Genomic DNA, 17664 nt, shown 5'->3' on the forward strand with positions numbered 1-17664 from the left:
TCACCCCCGCTGCCAGGACTTCCACAGGGAGGCGTACTCGCCTCCGGCGGCGACCAGCTCGTCATGGGCGCCGAGCTCGACGATCCTCCCGTCCATCATGACGGCGACGCGGTCCGCGTCGTGGGCGGTGTAGAGCCGGTGCGCGATGGCGATGACGGTGCGCCCCCGCAGCGCGAGCCCCAGAGAGCGTTCCAGCGAGCGGGCGGCCGTGGGATCCATGAGGGACGTCGCCTCGTCGAGGACCAGCGTGTGCGGGTCCATCAGGACGATCCGGGCGAGCGCGAGCTGCTGGGCCTGCGCCGGGCTGAGCGGGATGCCCCCCGCCCCGACCCGCGTGTCCAGCCCGTCCGGCAGCGCGCGGACCCATTGGTCGGCCTCGACGGCCGCGAGCGCGTCCCACATCTCCCCGGTATCGGCCCCCGCCCTCGCCAGGCGCATGTTCGAGGCGACCGTGCCGACGAAGACGTGGTGCTCCTGGGTGACCAGGACGACCTGGCGCTGCAGGACGTCCTCGTCCAGGTCGGTGAGCTCCACGCCCCCGACCTCGACGGAGCCCGCGGTGGGCGGGTGGATGCCGGCGAGCATCCGCCCGAAGGTCGACTTCCCGGCGCCCGAGGGGCCGACGATCGCCAGGGTCTCCCCCGGACGCAGGTCCAGGTCCACCCCGTGCAGGACGTCCTCCCCCGCCCGGTAGGCGTAGCGGACCCCACGCACGCGCATCTCACGCCCCGACGGTCGGGCGTCTGTCGGCTCGCGGTCCGGGTCGACCAGGTCGACCCCGAAGATGCGGGCCAGGGAGGCCTCGGAGGACTGGATCTGGTCGACCCAGAAGGTGACCTCCCAGACCGGGCCCCGCAGCTGGTAGGCGTACAGGGTCATCGTGGTGACCACGCCCAGCGTCGTCCATCCGGCCCCGATGGCCCAGGCGCCGACCAGCGCCATGAGGAGGACGGGGATCAGCACGGCCAGTCCCAGGCAGCCGACGAGGACGACGCGCATCCAGGCGCCGTAGCGCTCCAGCCGCCAGATCTCGCGGATCGACCGGTCGAGTCGGGCGGCTCGCAGATCCGCCAGGCGCGCCGCGTCCACGGTCTCGGCCTGGTCGATGGTCTCGTTCGCCACGCCCGACAGATCGGCCCAGGCCGCGGCCCCCGCCCGGTAGGAGGGCACGGTGCGCGGCAGGTACCACCGCATGAGCGCCCCCACCACCGGGACCTCGACGACGAGCACCACCGCCAGCAGCGGCGAGGTCGCCACCGCGGCCACCACGGTGACGACGATGGTGGTCGCCAGCACCATGATCGAGGAGATCCCCTGGCGCACCATGAACTGGACGCGCTCGACATCGTGGGTCGTGCGCCCGAGCAGATCGCCGGTTCCCGCGCCCTCGACCGTCGACAGGGGCAGATGGGTGACGGTCTCCACGAGGTCCTCCCGCAGCTTCGCGAAGACGCGCTCGCCCAGCACGCGCGCCTGGTACTCGGCCAGGAACGAGAGCGCGGCGCCGACCGCGACCAGCACGACCGTGCCGATCATCACCCGGCGGACCCATTCCAGCGTGGTGCCCGCCTGGATCTGGTCGACGACCCGGCCCATGACCCAGGGCAGAGCGATGCCGGCGAAGGCGGCGCCCAGCTGGAGGACCAGCACGCCGGCCAGCTGCCCCCGGTAGGCCAGGACCAGGCCGCCGAGCCTGCGTCTGATGGTGCGTCCGTCTGCGATGGGGAGTTTCATGCCTCTCCCGCCTCCCGTCCCACGACCGCCCGGTAGGCCCGCGCGGCCTCGTCGCCCCTGGCTGCCGCCAGGCTCAGGTCCTCATGCGTCCCGCGTGCGAGCTCGCGGCCGTCCGCGTCCAGGAGGACCACCTCCTCGCAGTGCTCGAGGACCAGTGGGGACGCGGTGACGACCACCGTCGTGCGCCCCCGGCGCGCCTCGGCCAGCTTGCGGGCGATGCGCGCCTCGGTGTGGGAGTCGACCGCCGAGGTCGGCTCGACCGCGATGAGCACCGGCGCGTCCGCCGCCACCGCCCGCGCCAGGGCGACGCGCTGACGTTGTCCGCCCGAGAGGTTGCGGCCCTTCTCTGCGACGACGCCGTCGAGGCCGCCGGGCAGGGAGTCCAGGACGTCGTGCGCGTCGGCGACCTCCAGCGCCGCCAGCAGCCGGGCGTCGGCCTCGTCGGGCTCCGGGTGGAAGAGCACGCCCTCCGCTCGGGTCGCGGCTTCGATGACCTCGCGCTGGACCAGCTCGGTGACGCCGCGGGCGGGCCGGGCGCGGGCGAGCGCGCCCTGGACCTCCTCGCGCAGCGTCCCCGAGTAGAGCTGCGACTCGGCCCCGGACAGGAACACCCCGCGGCGCACCTGCTCCAGGGGGACGGTGCGCAGGTCGCGTCCCGCGGCGAGGACCTCCTCGGCGTCGTCGACGCGACCCAACCGGGTCGCGACGCCCGCCGAGGCATCCGGGTCGGCGCTCACCAGCGCCGTCATCCGGCCGGGGTGCACGGTGACCCCGGTTCGCGCGTCCGTGAGGTCGGCATCGCCCAGGTCGGCGGGATCGAGGCCCGCTGCGGTGTGCGCGCGCGAGTCGTCGACCAGCGGGGGCACCTGGAGGATGCGGGTCATCTTGCGCACCCCCACCCACGCGCGGGTGAACTCCTGGATGACGTTCGTGGCGACGTTGATGGGGTTCCGGAGGAATGTCGTGTACCCGAAGAACGAGACCATCTGCCCGGCCGTGATCGTCCCGTCGAAGGTCAGCACCGCCCCGTAGCCGATGACGACCACCGTGAAGAGCATCGGCACCGACTGGCGCAGCATCGTGAGCAGCGCCGAGGTCGAGGCGACGGTGATCCCGGCGTCGCGCACCCGCGCGGACTGCTCGCGATAGGTCGCCGTGAAGACGTCCTCGCCCCCGATGCCGCGCAGCACGCGCAGGCCCGAGACCGCGTCCGTCGAGATCGTCGTCAGGCGCCCCTGCTCCTCGCGCGCGACCGCTTGCCGGCGCTGGAGCGGGCCGACCAGGAACGTCAGCGCGATGACGACGACCGGCAGCCCGATGATGACCAGCAGCCCCAGCGGGGTCGACGTGGTGAGCATGAGGACGCACACCAGCGCCGTGGAGACCACGGCGGCCACGACGTCCGGGCACCACCCGAATGCGGCTCCCAGGTGGTCGGCGTCGGTCAGCAGCGCGGTGACGATGTCCCCTGAGGGCATGTCGCGGCGGACCGCCCGCCCATTGCGCGACAGCCGGTGGCTGATGGAGCGGATGGCCCCCATCTGGGCGCTCAGCCACAGGGTCGTGTCCGTGGTCTGTCCCAGCCCGTCGCCCACCGCCATCAGCGCGACCACGGCGAGGAACATCAAGGAGGGGCCGACCAGGTGCGGTCCCAGCCCGCGCTCCAGCCCGGCGTCCAGCAGATTGCCCATGGCCCAGGAGATCAGCACCGAGCCGATGTAGTCGGCCAGGCGCACGGCGATGGCCGCCAGCATCACGGCCCACGAGCGCCGGACGAGGGTCCCGACGAATGCGGGCATCCTCGAGGGGAGCTCCGGGGCGGGCCCGGGCACGGCGCGCCAGGGGCCCCACCAGGTTCGGGGGGTGCGGCCCATCGGGGGAAGGTCGACGCCGACCTCCTCCGCGCGGCGGCGCAGGAAGGAACGGACCTCGGGATCGGGGATGTCAGCAGACGGGTGCCTGCGCGACGGGAAGTTCATGGGACCTCGCAGAGCGAAAGGAGGCGAGCAGGTGGGAAGACCAGTGGGTCAGGATGGAGACGGGCCTCGACCCGAGGACGGGGAGGCGCTCACCCAACAGGGTGCGCGACAGCGGATCCTGTCACGACGTCGTTGCGGATCTGGGACATGCCGGCACCCCCTTCTTCCCTCATCTGCGCAGCTCGCGCGCGCATCACATGCTGATAGGCACAGTACCCCGTCGGGTCCCCGGACAACAAATCGCCTCTCACAGCTGCGGCAGGATGTCGCGCCACACGGCGCGCAGGATGTCGTCGATGGCGCCCTCGAAGTGGGACGTCAGGGTGACGCAGGCGTCCTGCTCGGGCAGGACCACCGAGAACTGCCCGTACTTGCCGTCCGCGCGCCACGCGCCGGGCACCGTGCAGCGCCAGACCTGCAGGCCGTATCCCTCGCCCTCGGGATCGACCTCGCGATCGGGCCGACCGAGCCTGGTGTCCACCCAGTCGGCGTGCATCGCGTCGACGAAGCCCCTCGGGATGACGCGCGTCCCACGGAAGGAGCCGCCGTCCAACAGCGTCTCGCCCAGCCTCGCGAGCTCCGAGGTGGTGAGGAACAGGCCGGAGGCCGCCAGCGAGTGGCCCCTCGGGCAGCGGTGCCACTGCGGGTTGGCGATGCCGAGCCTGTCGAAGAGCCGCGGCACCAGGTAGTCGCGCAGGTCCTGGCCGCTCCGGCGCTCGACGAGCCGGCCCAGCGCGTACGTGCAGGCGTTCGAGTACTCGAAGAACGCGCCGGGCTCATGTGCGAGCGGGGTGGCGAGGAAGGCGCCCAGACGGTCCTCGGCTTCGAGCTGTCCGGGCCCGAACCAGGTGTCGGGGCTGCCCGAGGTCATGGTCAGCAGGTGGCGCACGGTGATCGCCCCGACGCCCTCGCCCGCATGGTCCCGGTACTCGGGGAAGGCGTCGAGCAGGCGGTCCTCCGCGGTGAGCAGGCCCTCGCCCATCGCGATGCCGACGCCCGCCGCCGTGAAGGTCTTCGACGCCGAGTAGAGGCACACCCGGTCGTCGGAGCGGAACCGGTGCTCCTCCCCGATCCGCCGTCCGCTGGAGGCGTCGCGGTGGAGGACGTGGACGCCGGACACGCCCAGGTGCTGCTCGGCGACGGAGAGGCGGAAGGGCGAGAAGTCGATCACGCCTCCAGCCTAAGCTCCGTCCGCCCGGCCGAGGATGCGGGGCCGCCCCCGCCCGGCATCGCGCCTCAGTGGGCGAAGTGGCGCGTGCGGGTCAGGTACATCGTGGTGCCCGCCCCGCGCGCGGCGGCGATCGACTCCTCGTCCCGGATCGAGCCTCCGGGCTGGACGACCGCCTTCACGCCGGCGTCGATGAGCACCTGGAGCCCGTCGGCGAAGGGGAAGTACGCGTCCGAGGCGGCTACGGCCCCCCGGGCACGCTGCTCCGGCGCCTGCGCGAGGACGTCCTCGGCGCGCGCCCCGCCCGCCGAGTCCACCGGCGCCGCCGCGTCCCCGCTCTCGCGCGCGCCCAGGGTGTTCGCGCGCTCGACTGCCAGACGGCAGGAGTCCACGCGGTTGACCTGCCCCATCCCCACGCCCACCGACGCGCCGTCCTTGACCAGCAGGATCGCATTGGAGCGCACGGCACGCACCGTCCGCCAGGCGAAGGCGAGGTCGGCCAGGGTCGCCGCGTCCGCCGCGCCGCCGGAGACGAGCTCCCACGCCGCCGGGTCATCGCCCGCCGCATCCAGCGCGTCGCGGTCCTGGACCAGCAGCCCGCCCGAGATCTGGCGGAAGTCCGTCCCGGCGCGCTGGGGCGGCGTCACCTCCAGCACCCGGAGGTTCTTCTTGGCGGAGAGCACCTCAAGCGCCCCGTCCTCGTAGGCGGGGGCGAGGACGACCTCGGTGAAGATCGGGACGATCTGCCGGGCCAGGGCGGGCGTCACGGGGCGGTTCACGGCGATCACCCCGCCGTAGGCGGAGACCGGGTCGCAGGCGTGGGCCTTGCGATGGGCCTCTTCCACGGTCGCGGCGATCGCGATGCCGCAGGGGTTGGCGTGCTTGATGATCGCCACGCACGGCTCGTCGTGGTCGAACGCGGCGCGCAGGGCGGCGTCTCCGTCGGTGTAGTTGTTGTAGCTCATCGCCTTGCCGTGCAGCTGACGGGCGTTCGCGATCCCCGGAGCGGGCGCCGCGGGGGCCTGCGGAGAGGCGGACGGGGACGGCGCCGGGCCCGCCGCGGAGCCGGCCTCCCGGTACACGGCGGCCGACTGATGGGGGTTCTCGCCATAGCGCAGGGCGGCCACCCGCTCGAAGGCGGCGCCGGCGAACCGCGGGAACGCGCCGTCCCTCTCCCCTCCGGGTTCCGTCCGCCCGGCGAACCAGGTGGCGATCGCGAGGTCGTAGGCGGCCGTGTGGGCGAAGGCCTCGGCCGCCAGGTCCCGCCGCTGCGCCAGCGTGAATCCGCCGCCGCGGACGGCCTGGACGACCTCGTCGTACCGGCCGGGCGAGGTCACCACCGCGACCGAGGGGTGGTTCTTCGCCGCCGCGCGCACCATGGACGGGCCGCCGATGTCGATCTGCTCGACGCACGCGTCGAACCCGGCGCCCGACGCCACCGTGTCCGCGAAGGGGTAGAGATTGCACACGACCAGGTCGAACGCCTCGATGCCCAGCTGCCCGAGCTGCTCACGGTGGTCGGCCTTGCGCTGATCGGCGAGCAGCCCCGCGTGGATCGCCGGATGCAGGGTCTTGACCCGCCCCTCGAGGACCTCGGGGAACCCGGTGACCTCCTCGACGGGGGTGACGGGGATCCCCCGCCCGGCGATCGCCTGGGCCGTGGAGCCGGTGGACACGATCCGGACGCCGGCGTCCGTCAGCGCTCGGGCGAGCTCCACGAGGCGGGTCTTGTCGGAGACCGAGATCAGGGCCCGCCTGATCGGGCGGACGTCCAGGGTCTCGAGGTTGTCAAGGCGAACGGTCATCATTCCTCCAGAGGTGTCGACGGCTGCTGAGCCCCGGCGCCCAGGCGGGCGACGCCTCACGGGAGAACCCGGCCGCTCCCCGGTGGTGTCCCACCCTCGCCAGTCGCGGCCGCCCTCAGGATACCCGCCCTCGGTCCCCCACGACCACCCGCCGCCCGCGCAGCGTCCAGCCGCCGCGCGCCATGCGTCCCACGATGTCGACCAGCTGGGCCCGCTCCGCCGCCTTGATGCGCTCCAGCAGGGAGCCCACCGTGTCCTCGTCGGCCACCGGCACCGCGACCTGCGCGGTGATCGCGCCCGTGTCGGTGCCGGAGTCGACCAGGAACACCGTCGCCCCGGTGATCCGGACGCCTGCGGCCAGCGCGTCCGCCGGCGCGTGCGTGCCGGGGAAGGCCGGCAGCAGCGAGTTGTGCGTGTTGAGGATGCGCCCTCCGAAGCGCCCGAGGAAGGCGGGCCCCAGCAACTTGAGGAACCCCGCGCAGACCACGAGGTCGGGGTCGAAGGCCGCGACGCGTTCGGCGAGCTCGCGGTCCCACTGCGCGCGGACGGCCTTTCGATCGGACGGGGCGCCCGCGGCCGGCGCCAGCGGGTGGACGAAGACGGGGGTCCCCCGTCCGGCGGCCCAGTCGATCCCGGCGCACGGACGGTCCGCACCCACCGCGACGATCTGGGCGCCGAAACCGGGATCGGCCGCGGCCCCGGCCAGCGCCCTCATGTTCGAGCCCTCTCCGGACACCAGCACGACCAGGCGGGCCGGCGCCAAGGGGGACTGACGGACGTCGTCGGTCATGGGATCTCCTGCGAGTGGTCGTCATCGGTGCCGTCCCCGGTGCCGGGGGCGTCCCCTGCGCGCCGGCCGGAGACGTCCAACCTCTCGGTGGGCTCCCCGTCGGAGGGGGCCGCGTCCGCGGGAGCCGGGTGGCCGCCGCGGGGCGTGGCCTCCCCGAGTGTAGGACGGGCCGTGCGGGCGGGTCCGTCCTCGTCCATCGGCGCGGACTCCGCGGACGCGAGGACGGGACGGGACGCCCCCGCTCCGGCGCGCACGCGGGCTCCCAGCCTCCCCGAGGCCGCACCGACGCGGGCCCTCAGCGCCTTCAGGCCGCGCCGGGCGAGGGTGACGGACGCGGGATGGGCGGCCAGGGCGACGATCTGGGCGGTGACGACGACCTCGAGGGTCGCCATCGCGGCCCCTGCGAGCACGCGGGGCCCCAGGAGCGCCATGCGCTCGGCCCCGAGATGCAGGACGGAGAGCCAGAACCATCCGGCCACCACTGCGCCGGACACGACCAGGCACGTCAGGCCTGCGAGCGCTTGCGCCCCGAGATCCTCGGCACGGTGCCTCCACCGCACCCAGGCGCCCACGGCCGCGCCTAGGAGGACCAGGATCAGCGCCACCTGGTTGCCCGGGGCCGTCGAGGGTACGGCCCCGAGGAGGGGGATCGCGGGGATCGGCAGGACGGGAGCGGTGCCCGGCGCGTGCAGGGCGTCCGTTCCCACGTGGAACCCGGGGCCCGCCAGCCAGGACAGGGCCCATGCCATCGCGGTGGGCGTGAAGAGGAGCTGCGCGAGGACGAGGACGGCCGTGTCGACGCCCGACGCCAGCAGCAGATCCTGGATGCCGGCGACCGCCTCGCGCGAGGCCCACAGGGAGGCGGCCAGACCCGCGAGCCCCGCCGCGGCGGCCGCGATGACCGCGCCGCGCGCCTGGAGCAGTCCCTCGTGGGCCCAGGGGGCGCGGACCGCCCACGACGGGCGCCACTGCGTCTGCGAGGCGACCGCCCACAGGCAGGCCGTGCCCGCGACGGCCACGGCGCCGGGGACCGCCCGGAGCCAGGCGGCGTGGTCGGCGGTGGACGCGACCAGCCCCAGGGAGGTGATCGCGAAGGTCGGCACGGCCGTCCACTGGGCGGCGGCCGGGAACCGCCGGCCCGGGAGCAGGAGGACCCGCAGCATGATCACGCTCAGCAGCGTCATCAGCGTCGGGACCGCGCGGTAGGCGACGCCCCCGACCTCGACCGGGCAGCCCAGCACCGCGGCCCACACGTCCCCGCCGACGCCCATCGCCTGGGACCATGTCGCCTGGCCCAGCCAGGCGTTGTCTGAGACGCCGAGGTAGCCGACCAGGGTGAGCAGCATCATCAGCCCCCAGCTGATGAGTGCGGCCTCAATGCCCGCGAGCCCCGAACGGGCCCATCCGTCGGGCAGGGAGATGCGGATGGTCGGGCGGGGTCCGCCCGGCCGAGCCCCCGCCGCGGGACCGGTGCGCGGACGCGGGGACGCCGGGGATGGGGAGGGGGCGGCGGACGAGACGGGGGTCGGCGCCGCGGGGCGCCGTCTGCGGGAGCGCGGATGTGAGTCGGTCATGTCGCCTCCATCGTCGCGCACGCGGATGCGCCGGGCCCGCCGCAGCGCCGGGGACCGCCGACTTCCGCGCGCCGGGGCCCGTGGCCTCAGCTGCGCCCGGACCGGGCCTCCTGGAGGATCTCCCGGGCCAGGCGCGCGGTCTGGGAGGGCGTGCGCCCCACGCGGACGCCCGCGGCCTCCAGGGCCTCGGCCTTCGCGGCGGCCGTGCCCGACGACCCGGAGACGATGGCGCCGGCGTGGCCCATCGTCTTGCCCTCCGGCGCGGTGAATCCGGCGACGTAGGCGACGACGGGGGTCGACATGTTCTCCTGGATCCACGCGGCCGCTCGTTCCTCCGCGTCCCCGCCGATCTCGCCGATCATGACGACGAGCTCGGTGTCGGGATCCTCCTCGAAGGCGGCCAGCGCGTCGATGTGCGTGGTCCCCACCACCGGGTCGCCCCCGATGCCAAGCGCGGTGGAGAAGCCCAGGTCGCGCAGCTCGTACATCATCTGGTAGGTGAGCGTGCCGGATTTCGAGACCAGCCCGAGGCATCCCGGCCCGGTGATGTCGGCGGGGGTGATGCCGACGTTGGACTGGCCAGGGGTGATGATGCCCGGGCAGTTCGGGCCGATCAGGCGGGTGCCGCGCTCCAGGGCGCGGGTGACGAATCGCACGGAGTCGGCCACCGGGATCCCCTCGGTGATGACGACGACCGTCCCCACTCCGGCGTCGATGGCCTCGAGCACCGCGTCCCTGGCGAAGGCCGGGGGCACGAAGACCACGGAGACGTCGGCGCCGGTCGACCTGCGGGCCTCGGCGACGGTCCCGAAGACGGGGACCTCGACCGGCCCGTCGGCGACGCCGTCGGCGCCCGGCCCGTAGCCGTGCACGTCGAAGGTCACGGAGGTCCCGGCCTTGCGCGGGTTGACCCCGCCGACGACGGCGGTGCCGGCGCCCAGCATGCGGGCCGTGTGCTTGCGCCCCTCGGACCCGGTCATGCCCTGCACGATGACGCGGGAGTCCGCGTCGAGGAAGATGGACATCTCTGGTTCTTCTCCTGTCTGGGTCCGGGGTCTCAGGGACGGGCCGGGGTGGCGGCCGGGTCCGGGTCGGGGGTGGCCCCGCCCTCGTCGACGGCGCCGGCGGCGAGCCGGGCGGCCAGGCGGGCGGCGCCGTCCATCGTGTCGGACATGTGGATGAGGGGGTGGGCCGCTTGAGCGAGGATCGCGCGCCCCTCCTCCACCTTGTTGCCGTCCAGGCGCACGACCAGCGGCTTGGTCGCCTGGTCGCCCAGCAGGTCCAGCGCCCCCACGATGCCGCGGGCGACCTCGTCCCCGGCGGTGATGCCGCCGAAGACGTTGACCAGGACGGCCCGCACCTGAGGATCCCCGAGGATGACCTCGAGGCCCTTGGCCATGACCGCCGCGGACGCCCCGCCGCCGATGTCGAGGAAGTTCGCTGGGCGCACGCCGAACTCCTCCCCCGCCAGCGCGACGACGTCGAGGGTGGACATCACCAGGCCCGCGCCGTTGCCGATGATGCCGACCTGCCCGTCCAGGCGCACGTAGTTGAGGCCGGCCTCCTTCGCCATCGCCTCGCGCGGGTCCTCCGCCCGGGTGTCGGCGAAGGCCGCGTGGTCCGGGTGGCGGAACGCCGCGTTGTCGTCGAGGGTCACCTTGCCATCCAGCGCCACGATGCCGCCGTCGGCGGTCTGGACGAGGGGATTGACCTCGACCAGGGTGGCGTCCTCATCTCGGTAGACCTCCCAGAGCCTCGTCAGCACAGGGGCCGCGCGCCGCGCGGTCGGGTCGTCGAATCCGGCGGCGCCCAGGATCGCGCGGGCGACGCCGTCGTCGATGCCGGTGACCGGGTCCAGGGGGATGCGGGCGAGTGCCTCGGGCCGTTGCCTGGCCAGAGTCTCGATCTCCATGCCGCCCTCGCGGGAGCACATCGCCAGATGGCGCCGGTTCGAGCGGTCGAGCAGGATCGAGAAGTAGTACTCCTCCGCGATGTCGGCGCCCAGCGTGACCAGGACCGAGCGGACCGTGTGCCCCTTGATGTCCATGCCCAGGATGTCCCTCGCGCGGGCCTCGGCCTCCTCCGGTCCGTGCGCCAGCTTGACGCCCCCGGCCTTGCCGCGTCCCCCGGCCTTCACCTGCGCCTTGACGACGACCAGGTCGGCGCCGAGCGCCTCGGCGGCGTGCCGGGCCTCCTGGGGCGTGGTCGCCAGCTCGCCCCGCTGGACGGGGACCTCGTGCGCGGCGAACAGCTGCTTGGCTTGGTATTCGTACAGGTCCATGCCCGTCCTTCCAGCGTCTGATCCGTCTCCCGAGTCCAGCCGGATTGCTCGACATCGAGACATCTGTGAGACAGCGTACCCCGCGTATGGGCCGTCAGTCCTATCTCCGGGGGTCCTCCCCTTCCCGTCCCGTCTCCGCGGGGCGGTCCCCCGGACGTCAGAGCCGGGTCAGCGGCGCCATCCGGACCAGGAGGCGCTTCTCGGAGGAGGCGAAACGGACCTTCGCCACCAGGCGCGGCCCCGCCCCCTCGGTCGCGACGACGACGCCCTCCCCCAGGGTGGCGTGCGCGACCCGGTCCCCGACCGCGAGTTGGAGCGTCTCCTGATCTGCGCCGTCGCGGGCGTCCCGCGCCCCTGGCGGCGGCGCCGGCGCGTGCCGCGGCGCGCCCATGCGCACCGTGCGCCCGAGCCGCGAGCCGCTCATCGGGGTGCCGTTGCCCGGACGCCCCGCGCCGATGACCGGTCCCGTGTCGCCCCCGTCGCCATCCGGGCCGCCGCCCGCGCTTCGGTGGCCGGCGCCCCACCCGCCGCGTCCGCGCGCGCGGTCCTGGGCGGTCACCGACCGGCGGATGTCGAGGAGCTCCGGCGGGATGTCGTCAAGGAACCGCGACGGGGGCATCTCCTGGGGCGTCCCCCACCCGCCGCGCACGGCGGCGCGCGTGAGGTACAGCCTCTCGCGGGCGCGCGTGATGGCGACGTAGGCCAGCCGGCGTTCCTCGGCCAGCTCCTGCGGGTCGCCCAGCGAGCGCTGATGGGGGAACGTGCCGTCCTCCATCCCGGTGACGAAGACGATTGGGAACTCCAGCCCCTTCGCCGTGTGGACGGTCATCAGGGTGACCTGGCCGTGGCGCTCCCGGTCCCCCGGCACCTGATCGGAGTCGGCCACGAGCGACACGCGCTCGAGGAAGTCCACCAGCCGCCCCTCGGGCGCCTGCGCGTGGAAGTCGGCGGCGACGGAGTGGAGCTCCGCGAGGTTCTCGACTCGGGAGGCGTCCTGAGGGTCCTCGGAGCGCCGCAGCTCCTCGAGATAGCCCGTGTGGTCGAGGACCTCCTCGAGGAGACGCGCCGGGGACTCCCCCGCCGCGTCGAGACCGCGCAGGACCTCCAGCAGTCCCCAGAACCCGGACACCGCGGCGGCGGCCCGGGGAGCGAGGCCCGCCACCTCGGGCGCGGCCGCCTCCGGTCCTTCCTCCGGCTCCGCCACCGGGCTCGGCTCCACTACGGCCGCACCCGTCGCGGCCCCCTGTCCCGGCTCCCCGGGCTCGCCGGGTGCCGGTGCCACAGGGCCCGAGGGGGCCTCGATCCCTGCTCCCTCGCCCGCGGGGCGCCCCTCCGCGATCCACACATGGCGCAGCGCCCCCCCGAAGGAGACGCCATGGCGGTCCGCATGGGCGACCAGGGCCTCCTCCGCCTTGGCGCCGAGGCCGCGGCGCGGCGTGTTGAGGACCCGGCGCAAAGCGACGGTGTCATCGGCGTTGGCGACGGCCTGCAGGTACGCCAGGGCGTCCTTGATCTCCCGACGCTCGTAGAATCGCGTGCCGCCGACGACGCGGTAGGGAACGCCGGAGCGGACCAGCATCTCCTCGAGCGCCCGGGACTGGGCGTTGGTGCGGTAGAAGACCGCGATGTCCCCCCAGTCGGCGCCCTCCGAGGTGAGACGGTCGATCTCGCGGACGACGAAACGCGCCTCGTCATGGTCGGAGTCGGCGGCGTCGACGGTGATGAGCGGCCCGTCCCCGGCGGAGGTCCACAGGTTTTTCGGGCGGCGGCCCTCGTTGCGGGCGATGACGGCGTTCGCGGCGGAGAGGATGTTCTGGGTCGAACGGTAGTTCTGCTCGAGGAGGATCGTGGTCGCGCCTGGGAAGTCGCGCTCGAACTCCTCGATGTTGCGGATGGTGGCGCCGCGGAACGCGTAGATCGACTGGTCGGAGTCGCCGACGACGGTGAGTTCAGCGGGCGCCACCCGGTCCGCGCCCGATCCCACGAGGGATCGCACCAGCACGTACTGCGCGTGGTTCGTGTCCTGGTACTCATCGACCAGGATGTGGCGGAACCGGCGGTGGTAGTGCTCGGCGATCCCCGGGTTGCCCGTCAGCAGCCCGACGGTGCGCATGATGAGGTCGTCGAAGTCCAGCGCGTTCGCCTGCCGCAGACGCCGCTGGTACTCGGGATAGGCGGCGGCGACCACCCGCGACACCGGGTCGTTGCGCGCCGCCTCCGCGAACTCCTCGGGCGTCACCAGCTCGTTCTTCTGGTCCGAGATCCGCGAGCTCACCATCTTCGGCGTGAAGCGCTTGACGTCGACGTCCTGGGACTTCAGCACCATCTGGATGAGGCGCTGGGAGTCCTGCGCGTCGTAGATCGTGAACGTCGAGGTCAGGCCCGCCGCACGGTGCTCCGCCCGGAGGATCCGCACGCATGCGGAGTGGAAGGTCGACACCCAGATGCGCCTGGCGTCGGGGCCGACGAGGTCCGCGACGCGCTCGCGCATCTCCGCGGCGGCCTTGTTGGTGAAGGTGATGGCCAGGATCTCGCCGGGACGCGCGCGGCCCGTGGCCAGCAGGTGGGCGATGCGGTGGGTGAGGGCGCGCGTCTTGCCGGATCCGGCGCCCGCGATGATGAGCAGGGGCCCGCCGTCGTGCGTGACGGCCGCGCGCTGCTCGGGGTTGAGCCCGCTCAGCAGTTCCTCGGGATCGCGCCGCGCTCCCGCCCCCGTGGTCTCCGCCATCGACGAGGGCGGCGCCGCCGCCCGGTTGAGGTCGGCGCCGTCCCACGGGTCGCCGAACCCGTCCCCCCCGTCATCCGGCGGACGGTCCGCCGGGACGTAGGAGTCCTCGTCCCACACCGGCAGGTCGCGCGGGTCCCCGACGGGGCCCGCGATCGGGGGAAGCGGCTCGAGGGCGCCCAGGTCCGGCAGGGCGGCGGAGGCGTCGGCCGGACGGGGGGAGACGGGAGAGGAGGCGGTGTGCAGATCCATGGCCCCACCACTGTAGGCCAGAGCGCCGCCGCCTCGGCCGAGGTCTCGCCGGCCAGACCGGCGGCGCCGCCCTCGCGGACGGGCTCGGGATCCGGCCGGCGCCGTCCCGGGACTCAGACGGCGACCGTCCCGCCCCGGCGGGCCCTCTGGAGGAGCAGATAGAGCTCGCATCCCAGGCAGTACCCGAACGCCGCGTTGAGGAAGGAGGCGATGAATGCGAGGGCCGCCGCCGCGACCAGGCCCCACTGGAGGCCGATGAGGCCAAGGACCAAGCCGATCGCGGAGATGACGAGGCCCACCAGCTGGGCGAAGGTCGGTGGCTCGGGGGCCTCGAGCTCGGCGGGCGCCCCGAGGCGGGGCCGCACGAGGGCGCGGAACAGCCACCCGTAGGGGTGTCGCCGGACGCCGGCGAACGCGCCCCACGCGAACACGGCGGTGATGAGGGCCAGCAGCCAGACGGCTGCGGTGGACCCGCCTCCGCCGGCGGAGCCCAGGACGATGTCGACGCCCAGCAGCAGGGCCGTCGCGCCCGCGGAGAAACGAGTGCCGCGCGGGTCGACGCCCTCGCGGGTCGCGGGCGGAGGGGCGGGGCGCGTGCCGGGCCCTTCCGGCTCGGGCGCGGATCCGGGGATCGGTTCAGGCATGGTTCGTCATTCCTTCCGGGACAGGGGGTTCTCGTGGGCGGCTTCGCCTCCCCAGGACCCGGTCCGGGCGGCGAGCCCGTCCACGACAGCCCTCAGGTCGGCTGCGCGCACCGGCCCCTGGACCCGGGCCCTTTCGGCGCCTGCGGGGTCGACGACCAGCGTCGTGGGACTGCGGGTGAGCCGATGGGCGCGCACGATGTCCGGGCGATCGGTGACATCGACCTCGACGTGGGCCACGGTTCCGCCGGGGTACGCGGCGGCCAGCCCCGTCAGGGCCTGGGCGGTGCCCCGGCACGAGGCGCAGTACCGGGTCGAGAACTGGAGCAGGGTGAGCGGCGCGGGATCGGGGCCGAGGAGGGCCGCGGTCGCGGCGCGTGTCCCCGCGGGCGATCCACCCGGGTCCACGCGGGGGCGCACCCGGACCCGGCCGGCGCGATGCCGCGACAGCAGTCCGACGACCATCGAGATGACGATCGCGGCCCCGAGCACCACGACTCCGATCCACGCGCCCATGGGGACGACGCTACGTCCGGGGGCGGCGCGCCTCCACCGGCGACTGACCGTCAAGACTGTGTGACGCGACGCCGGGGGCTCGCGCCCCGGGCCCTCACACGATATGGCGCCGGACCGCCCACCGCGTGAGCTCGTTGCGGTTGGACAGCTGGAGCTTGCGCAGCACGGCGGACACATGCGTCTCCACCGTCTTGATGGAGATGAACAGCTCGGAGGCGACCTCCTTGTACGTGTATCCCCGGGCGATGAGCCGCATGACCTCCTGCTCGCGGGCGCTGAGCAGGTCCAGCTCGTCGTCCGCGGAGGCGACCTCGTGCGTGCCGAAGGCGTCCAGGACGAATCCCGCCAGACGCGGGCTGAAGGCAGCGTCGCCGCTGGCGACCCGCTGGATGGCCTCCACCAGGTCCGGCATCGAGATCGACTTCGTCACGTATCCCCGGGCGCCCGCGCGGATGACGGCGACGACGTCCTCGGGCGCGTCAGACACGGACAGGGCAAGGAAACGCAGCCCCTCGACGTCGGCGCACGAGGCCGCGACCTCGGCGCCTCCGCCGCCCCGGCCGCCGGGGAGGTGGACGTCGAGCAGGGCGACGTCTGGCCGCAGCTCGTGGCAGGCGGCGACCGCCCCCTCGACGTCGGCCGCCTCGCCGACGATCTCGAGGGCGGCTCCCGACTGTTCCAGCTCGGCGCGAACGCCGGCGCGCACCAGGGGGTGGTCGTCGATGACGACGAGTCGGATTCCCATGTCTCTCAGTGCTCCCCTCCGCGGACGCCGCGACCCGCATCGTCCCCATCATGCCCTGCCGGGCCCGTCGGCGCCCCCTCCGCGTCGGGGAGGTCGGTGCGCGGAACCTGGAGGTGGATCTCAGTCCCGGTCGGGCGGCACCGGATGCGCGCGGTGCCCCCGACGCGCTCCACCCGCCCGATGATCGAGTGGCGGACCCCGTGGCGGTCCTCCGGGATCGCGTCGGGATCGAACCCTGTGCCCGCGTCCTTGATGAAGGCGTCCACGACTCCCGTGTCGACCTCGACGTAGACGGACACCGGGGGTTCCGCGTGCCGCACGGCGTTCGTCGCGGCCTCGCCGGTCGCCGCCGCGAGCGCAAGCTCAGCGGGACCGGGAACCGTGTCGCCGACCGTGACGACGTCCACGGCCACGCCGTAGGTCGACTCGACCTGCCCGATGGTCTCGCGCACGGCCTCGGCCAGGGACTCCGCCGCCTCCTCGTGCCCGGTGTAGAGCCAGGAGCGCAGCTCGCGCTCCTGGGTGAGCGCCAGCGCCCGCACCCGCGTCGGGTCCTCGGCGGACGCCCGGATGAGTGTGAGGGTCTGAAGGACCGAGTCGTGGAGCCGGGCCGCGATGTCGGCGCGCTCGCTCTCGCGCACCTGGTCCTTCTGCGCCACGGTGAGTTCCGTCATCATCCGCATCCACAGGGGGAGAAGAGCGGCGGCGAGGCACGCGACCGCGACGATGCCGATGAGCGCGCCTCGCAGCAGCGCCCGGGGCTGGTCGTCGCGCGATGTCCACAGCACGAAGCCCAGCACGAGCGCGAGTGCTCCGCCGAGCGTGATCGCGATGACCGTGGGGGTGCGCTGCCGGCTCAGCCGGGGGATCTGGCTCCAGATGAGGGCCAGGCCCGACAGCACCAGCAGTCCGGCGGCGAGATCGCGGGTGCGCACGACGTCGTTGGCTGTGAGCAGAACCATCACGCCCGCGACCGCCACCAGGACGACGCCGATGATGAGCAGTTGGTTGCGTGAGGTCCTCCATGCCCGGTCCGTCCCGGTCCGGGCGATCCGGCGGGCGAGGCGCCGCGTCGCGGTCGACCCGTCGCCCCTTCCCTCGACAGGGACCGTGGCGAGCAGCCACACGTAGAGCACGGCCCCGGCTCCGAAGAAGACCGTCAGCAGCACCATCCCCACGCGCACCAGGCGCACCGACCATCCCAGGTGCACCGACAGCCCCGAGCAGACGCCCGCCAGCCACGGCGTCGGCATGTCCGCCGAGTGCGAGGTGGCCCTGACCAGGGACGGGCGGGGCGGGGCGGGCGCAGGCGGGACCCACTCCCATTCCCGGTCCCGGCGCCGGCGCGCGGGGGTCCCGCCCTCGGGGGGCGAGGGCGGCCATGCGCGCATGCCGGGTGGGGGGACGGAGGATGTCACGGTCCCATCTTCACATCCCGCGGCACTCGGCCCCAC

At 73.9% G+C, this 17664-nt stretch carries 13 protein-coding genes and 1 riboswitch; all 13 genes read right to left on the reverse strand.

What is annotated here, in order from left to right:
- The gene (locus ACFQWG_RS08345) at positions 1 to 1734 is read right to left on the reverse strand and encodes an ABC transporter ATP-binding protein (RefSeq protein WP_380974277.1); all 1734 of its coding nucleotides are present in this window, start codon (positions 1732 to 1734) and stop codon (positions 1 to 3) included.
- On the reverse strand, positions 1731 to 3713 hold the full coding sequence (locus tag ACFQWG_RS08350; RefSeq protein WP_380974280.1) for an ABC transporter transmembrane domain-containing protein: 1983 nt from the start codon (positions 3711 to 3713) through the stop codon (positions 1731 to 1733). Before ACFQWG_RS08350 ends, ACFQWG_RS08345 begins: the two co-directional genes overlap by 4 nt.
- Positions 3714 to 3960: 247 nt before the next feature.
- Positions 3961 to 4884 (reverse strand): serine hydrolase domain-containing protein, encoded by a 924-nt coding sequence (locus tag ACFQWG_RS08355; protein ID WP_380974283.1) that lies wholly within the window; start codon positions 4882 to 4884, stop codon positions 3961 to 3963.
- 65 nt (positions 4885 to 4949) lie between these two features.
- Positions 4950 to 6686: a bifunctional phosphoribosylaminoimidazolecarboxamide formyltransferase/IMP cyclohydrolase gene (purH, locus tag ACFQWG_RS08360; protein ID WP_380976291.1), complete on the reverse strand. Its 1737-nt coding sequence runs from the start codon at positions 6684 to 6686 to the stop codon at positions 4950 to 4952.
- Positions 6687 to 6717: 31 nt separating this feature from the next.
- A riboswitch (ZMP/ZTP riboswitch) is annotated at positions 6718 to 6803 on the reverse strand.
- Positions 6802 to 7476: a phosphoribosylglycinamide formyltransferase gene (gene purN / locus ACFQWG_RS08365; RefSeq protein ID WP_380974286.1), complete on the reverse strand. Its 675-nt coding sequence runs from the start codon at positions 7474 to 7476 to the stop codon at positions 6802 to 6804. (Overlaps the previous riboswitch by 2 nt.)
- The gene (locus ACFQWG_RS08370; RefSeq protein WP_380974289.1) at positions 7473 to 9050 is read right to left on the reverse strand and encodes a cell division protein PerM; all 1578 of its coding nucleotides are present in this window, start codon (positions 9048 to 9050) and stop codon (positions 7473 to 7475) included. Before ACFQWG_RS08370 ends, purN begins: the two co-directional genes overlap by 4 nt.
- Before the next feature lie 86 nt (positions 9051 to 9136).
- Entirely contained in the window at positions 9137 to 10075 is a 939-nt protein-coding gene (sucD, locus tag ACFQWG_RS08375; protein ID WP_380974292.1) for a succinate--CoA ligase subunit alpha, read from the reverse strand.
- Positions 10076 to 10107: 32 nt separating this feature from the next.
- Entirely contained in the window at positions 10108 to 11331 is a 1224-nt protein-coding gene (gene sucC / locus ACFQWG_RS08380) for an ADP-forming succinate--CoA ligase subunit beta (RefSeq protein ID WP_380974294.1), read from the reverse strand.
- A gap of 157 nt (positions 11332 to 11488) precedes the next feature.
- On the reverse strand, positions 11489 to 14308 hold the full coding sequence (locus tag ACFQWG_RS08385) for a UvrD-helicase domain-containing protein (RefSeq protein WP_380974297.1): 2820 nt from the start codon (positions 14306 to 14308) through the stop codon (positions 11489 to 11491).
- Positions 14309 to 14421: 113 nt separating this feature from the next.
- On the reverse strand, positions 14422 to 14952 hold the full coding sequence (locus ACFQWG_RS08390) for a DUF4395 domain-containing protein (protein WP_380974299.1): 531 nt from the start codon (positions 14950 to 14952) through the stop codon (positions 14422 to 14424).
- Positions 14953 to 14958: 6 nt separating this feature from the next.
- A complete protein-coding gene (locus ACFQWG_RS08395; RefSeq protein WP_380974302.1) occupies positions 14959 to 15465 on the reverse strand; it encodes a TlpA family protein disulfide reductase in 507 nt (168 codons plus the stop codon).
- 94 nt (positions 15466 to 15559) lie between these two features.
- A complete protein-coding gene (locus ACFQWG_RS08400) occupies positions 15560 to 16210 on the reverse strand; it encodes a LuxR C-terminal-related transcriptional regulator (RefSeq protein WP_291496482.1) in 651 nt (216 codons plus the stop codon).
- Between the two features lie 5 nt (positions 16211 to 16215).
- Positions 16216 to 17628 carry an ATP-binding protein gene (locus tag ACFQWG_RS08405; protein ID WP_380974305.1) on the reverse strand — a complete coding sequence of 471 codons (1413 nt, stop codon included), beginning with the start codon at positions 17626 to 17628 and terminating at the stop codon, positions 16216 to 16218.
- Positions 17629 to 17664 lie beyond the last annotated feature (36 nt).

This window comes from Schaalia naturae (assembly GCF_042665795.1).
Classification (GTDB): Bacteria; Actinomycetota; Actinomycetes; order Actinomycetales; family Actinomycetaceae; genus Pauljensenia; species Pauljensenia naturae.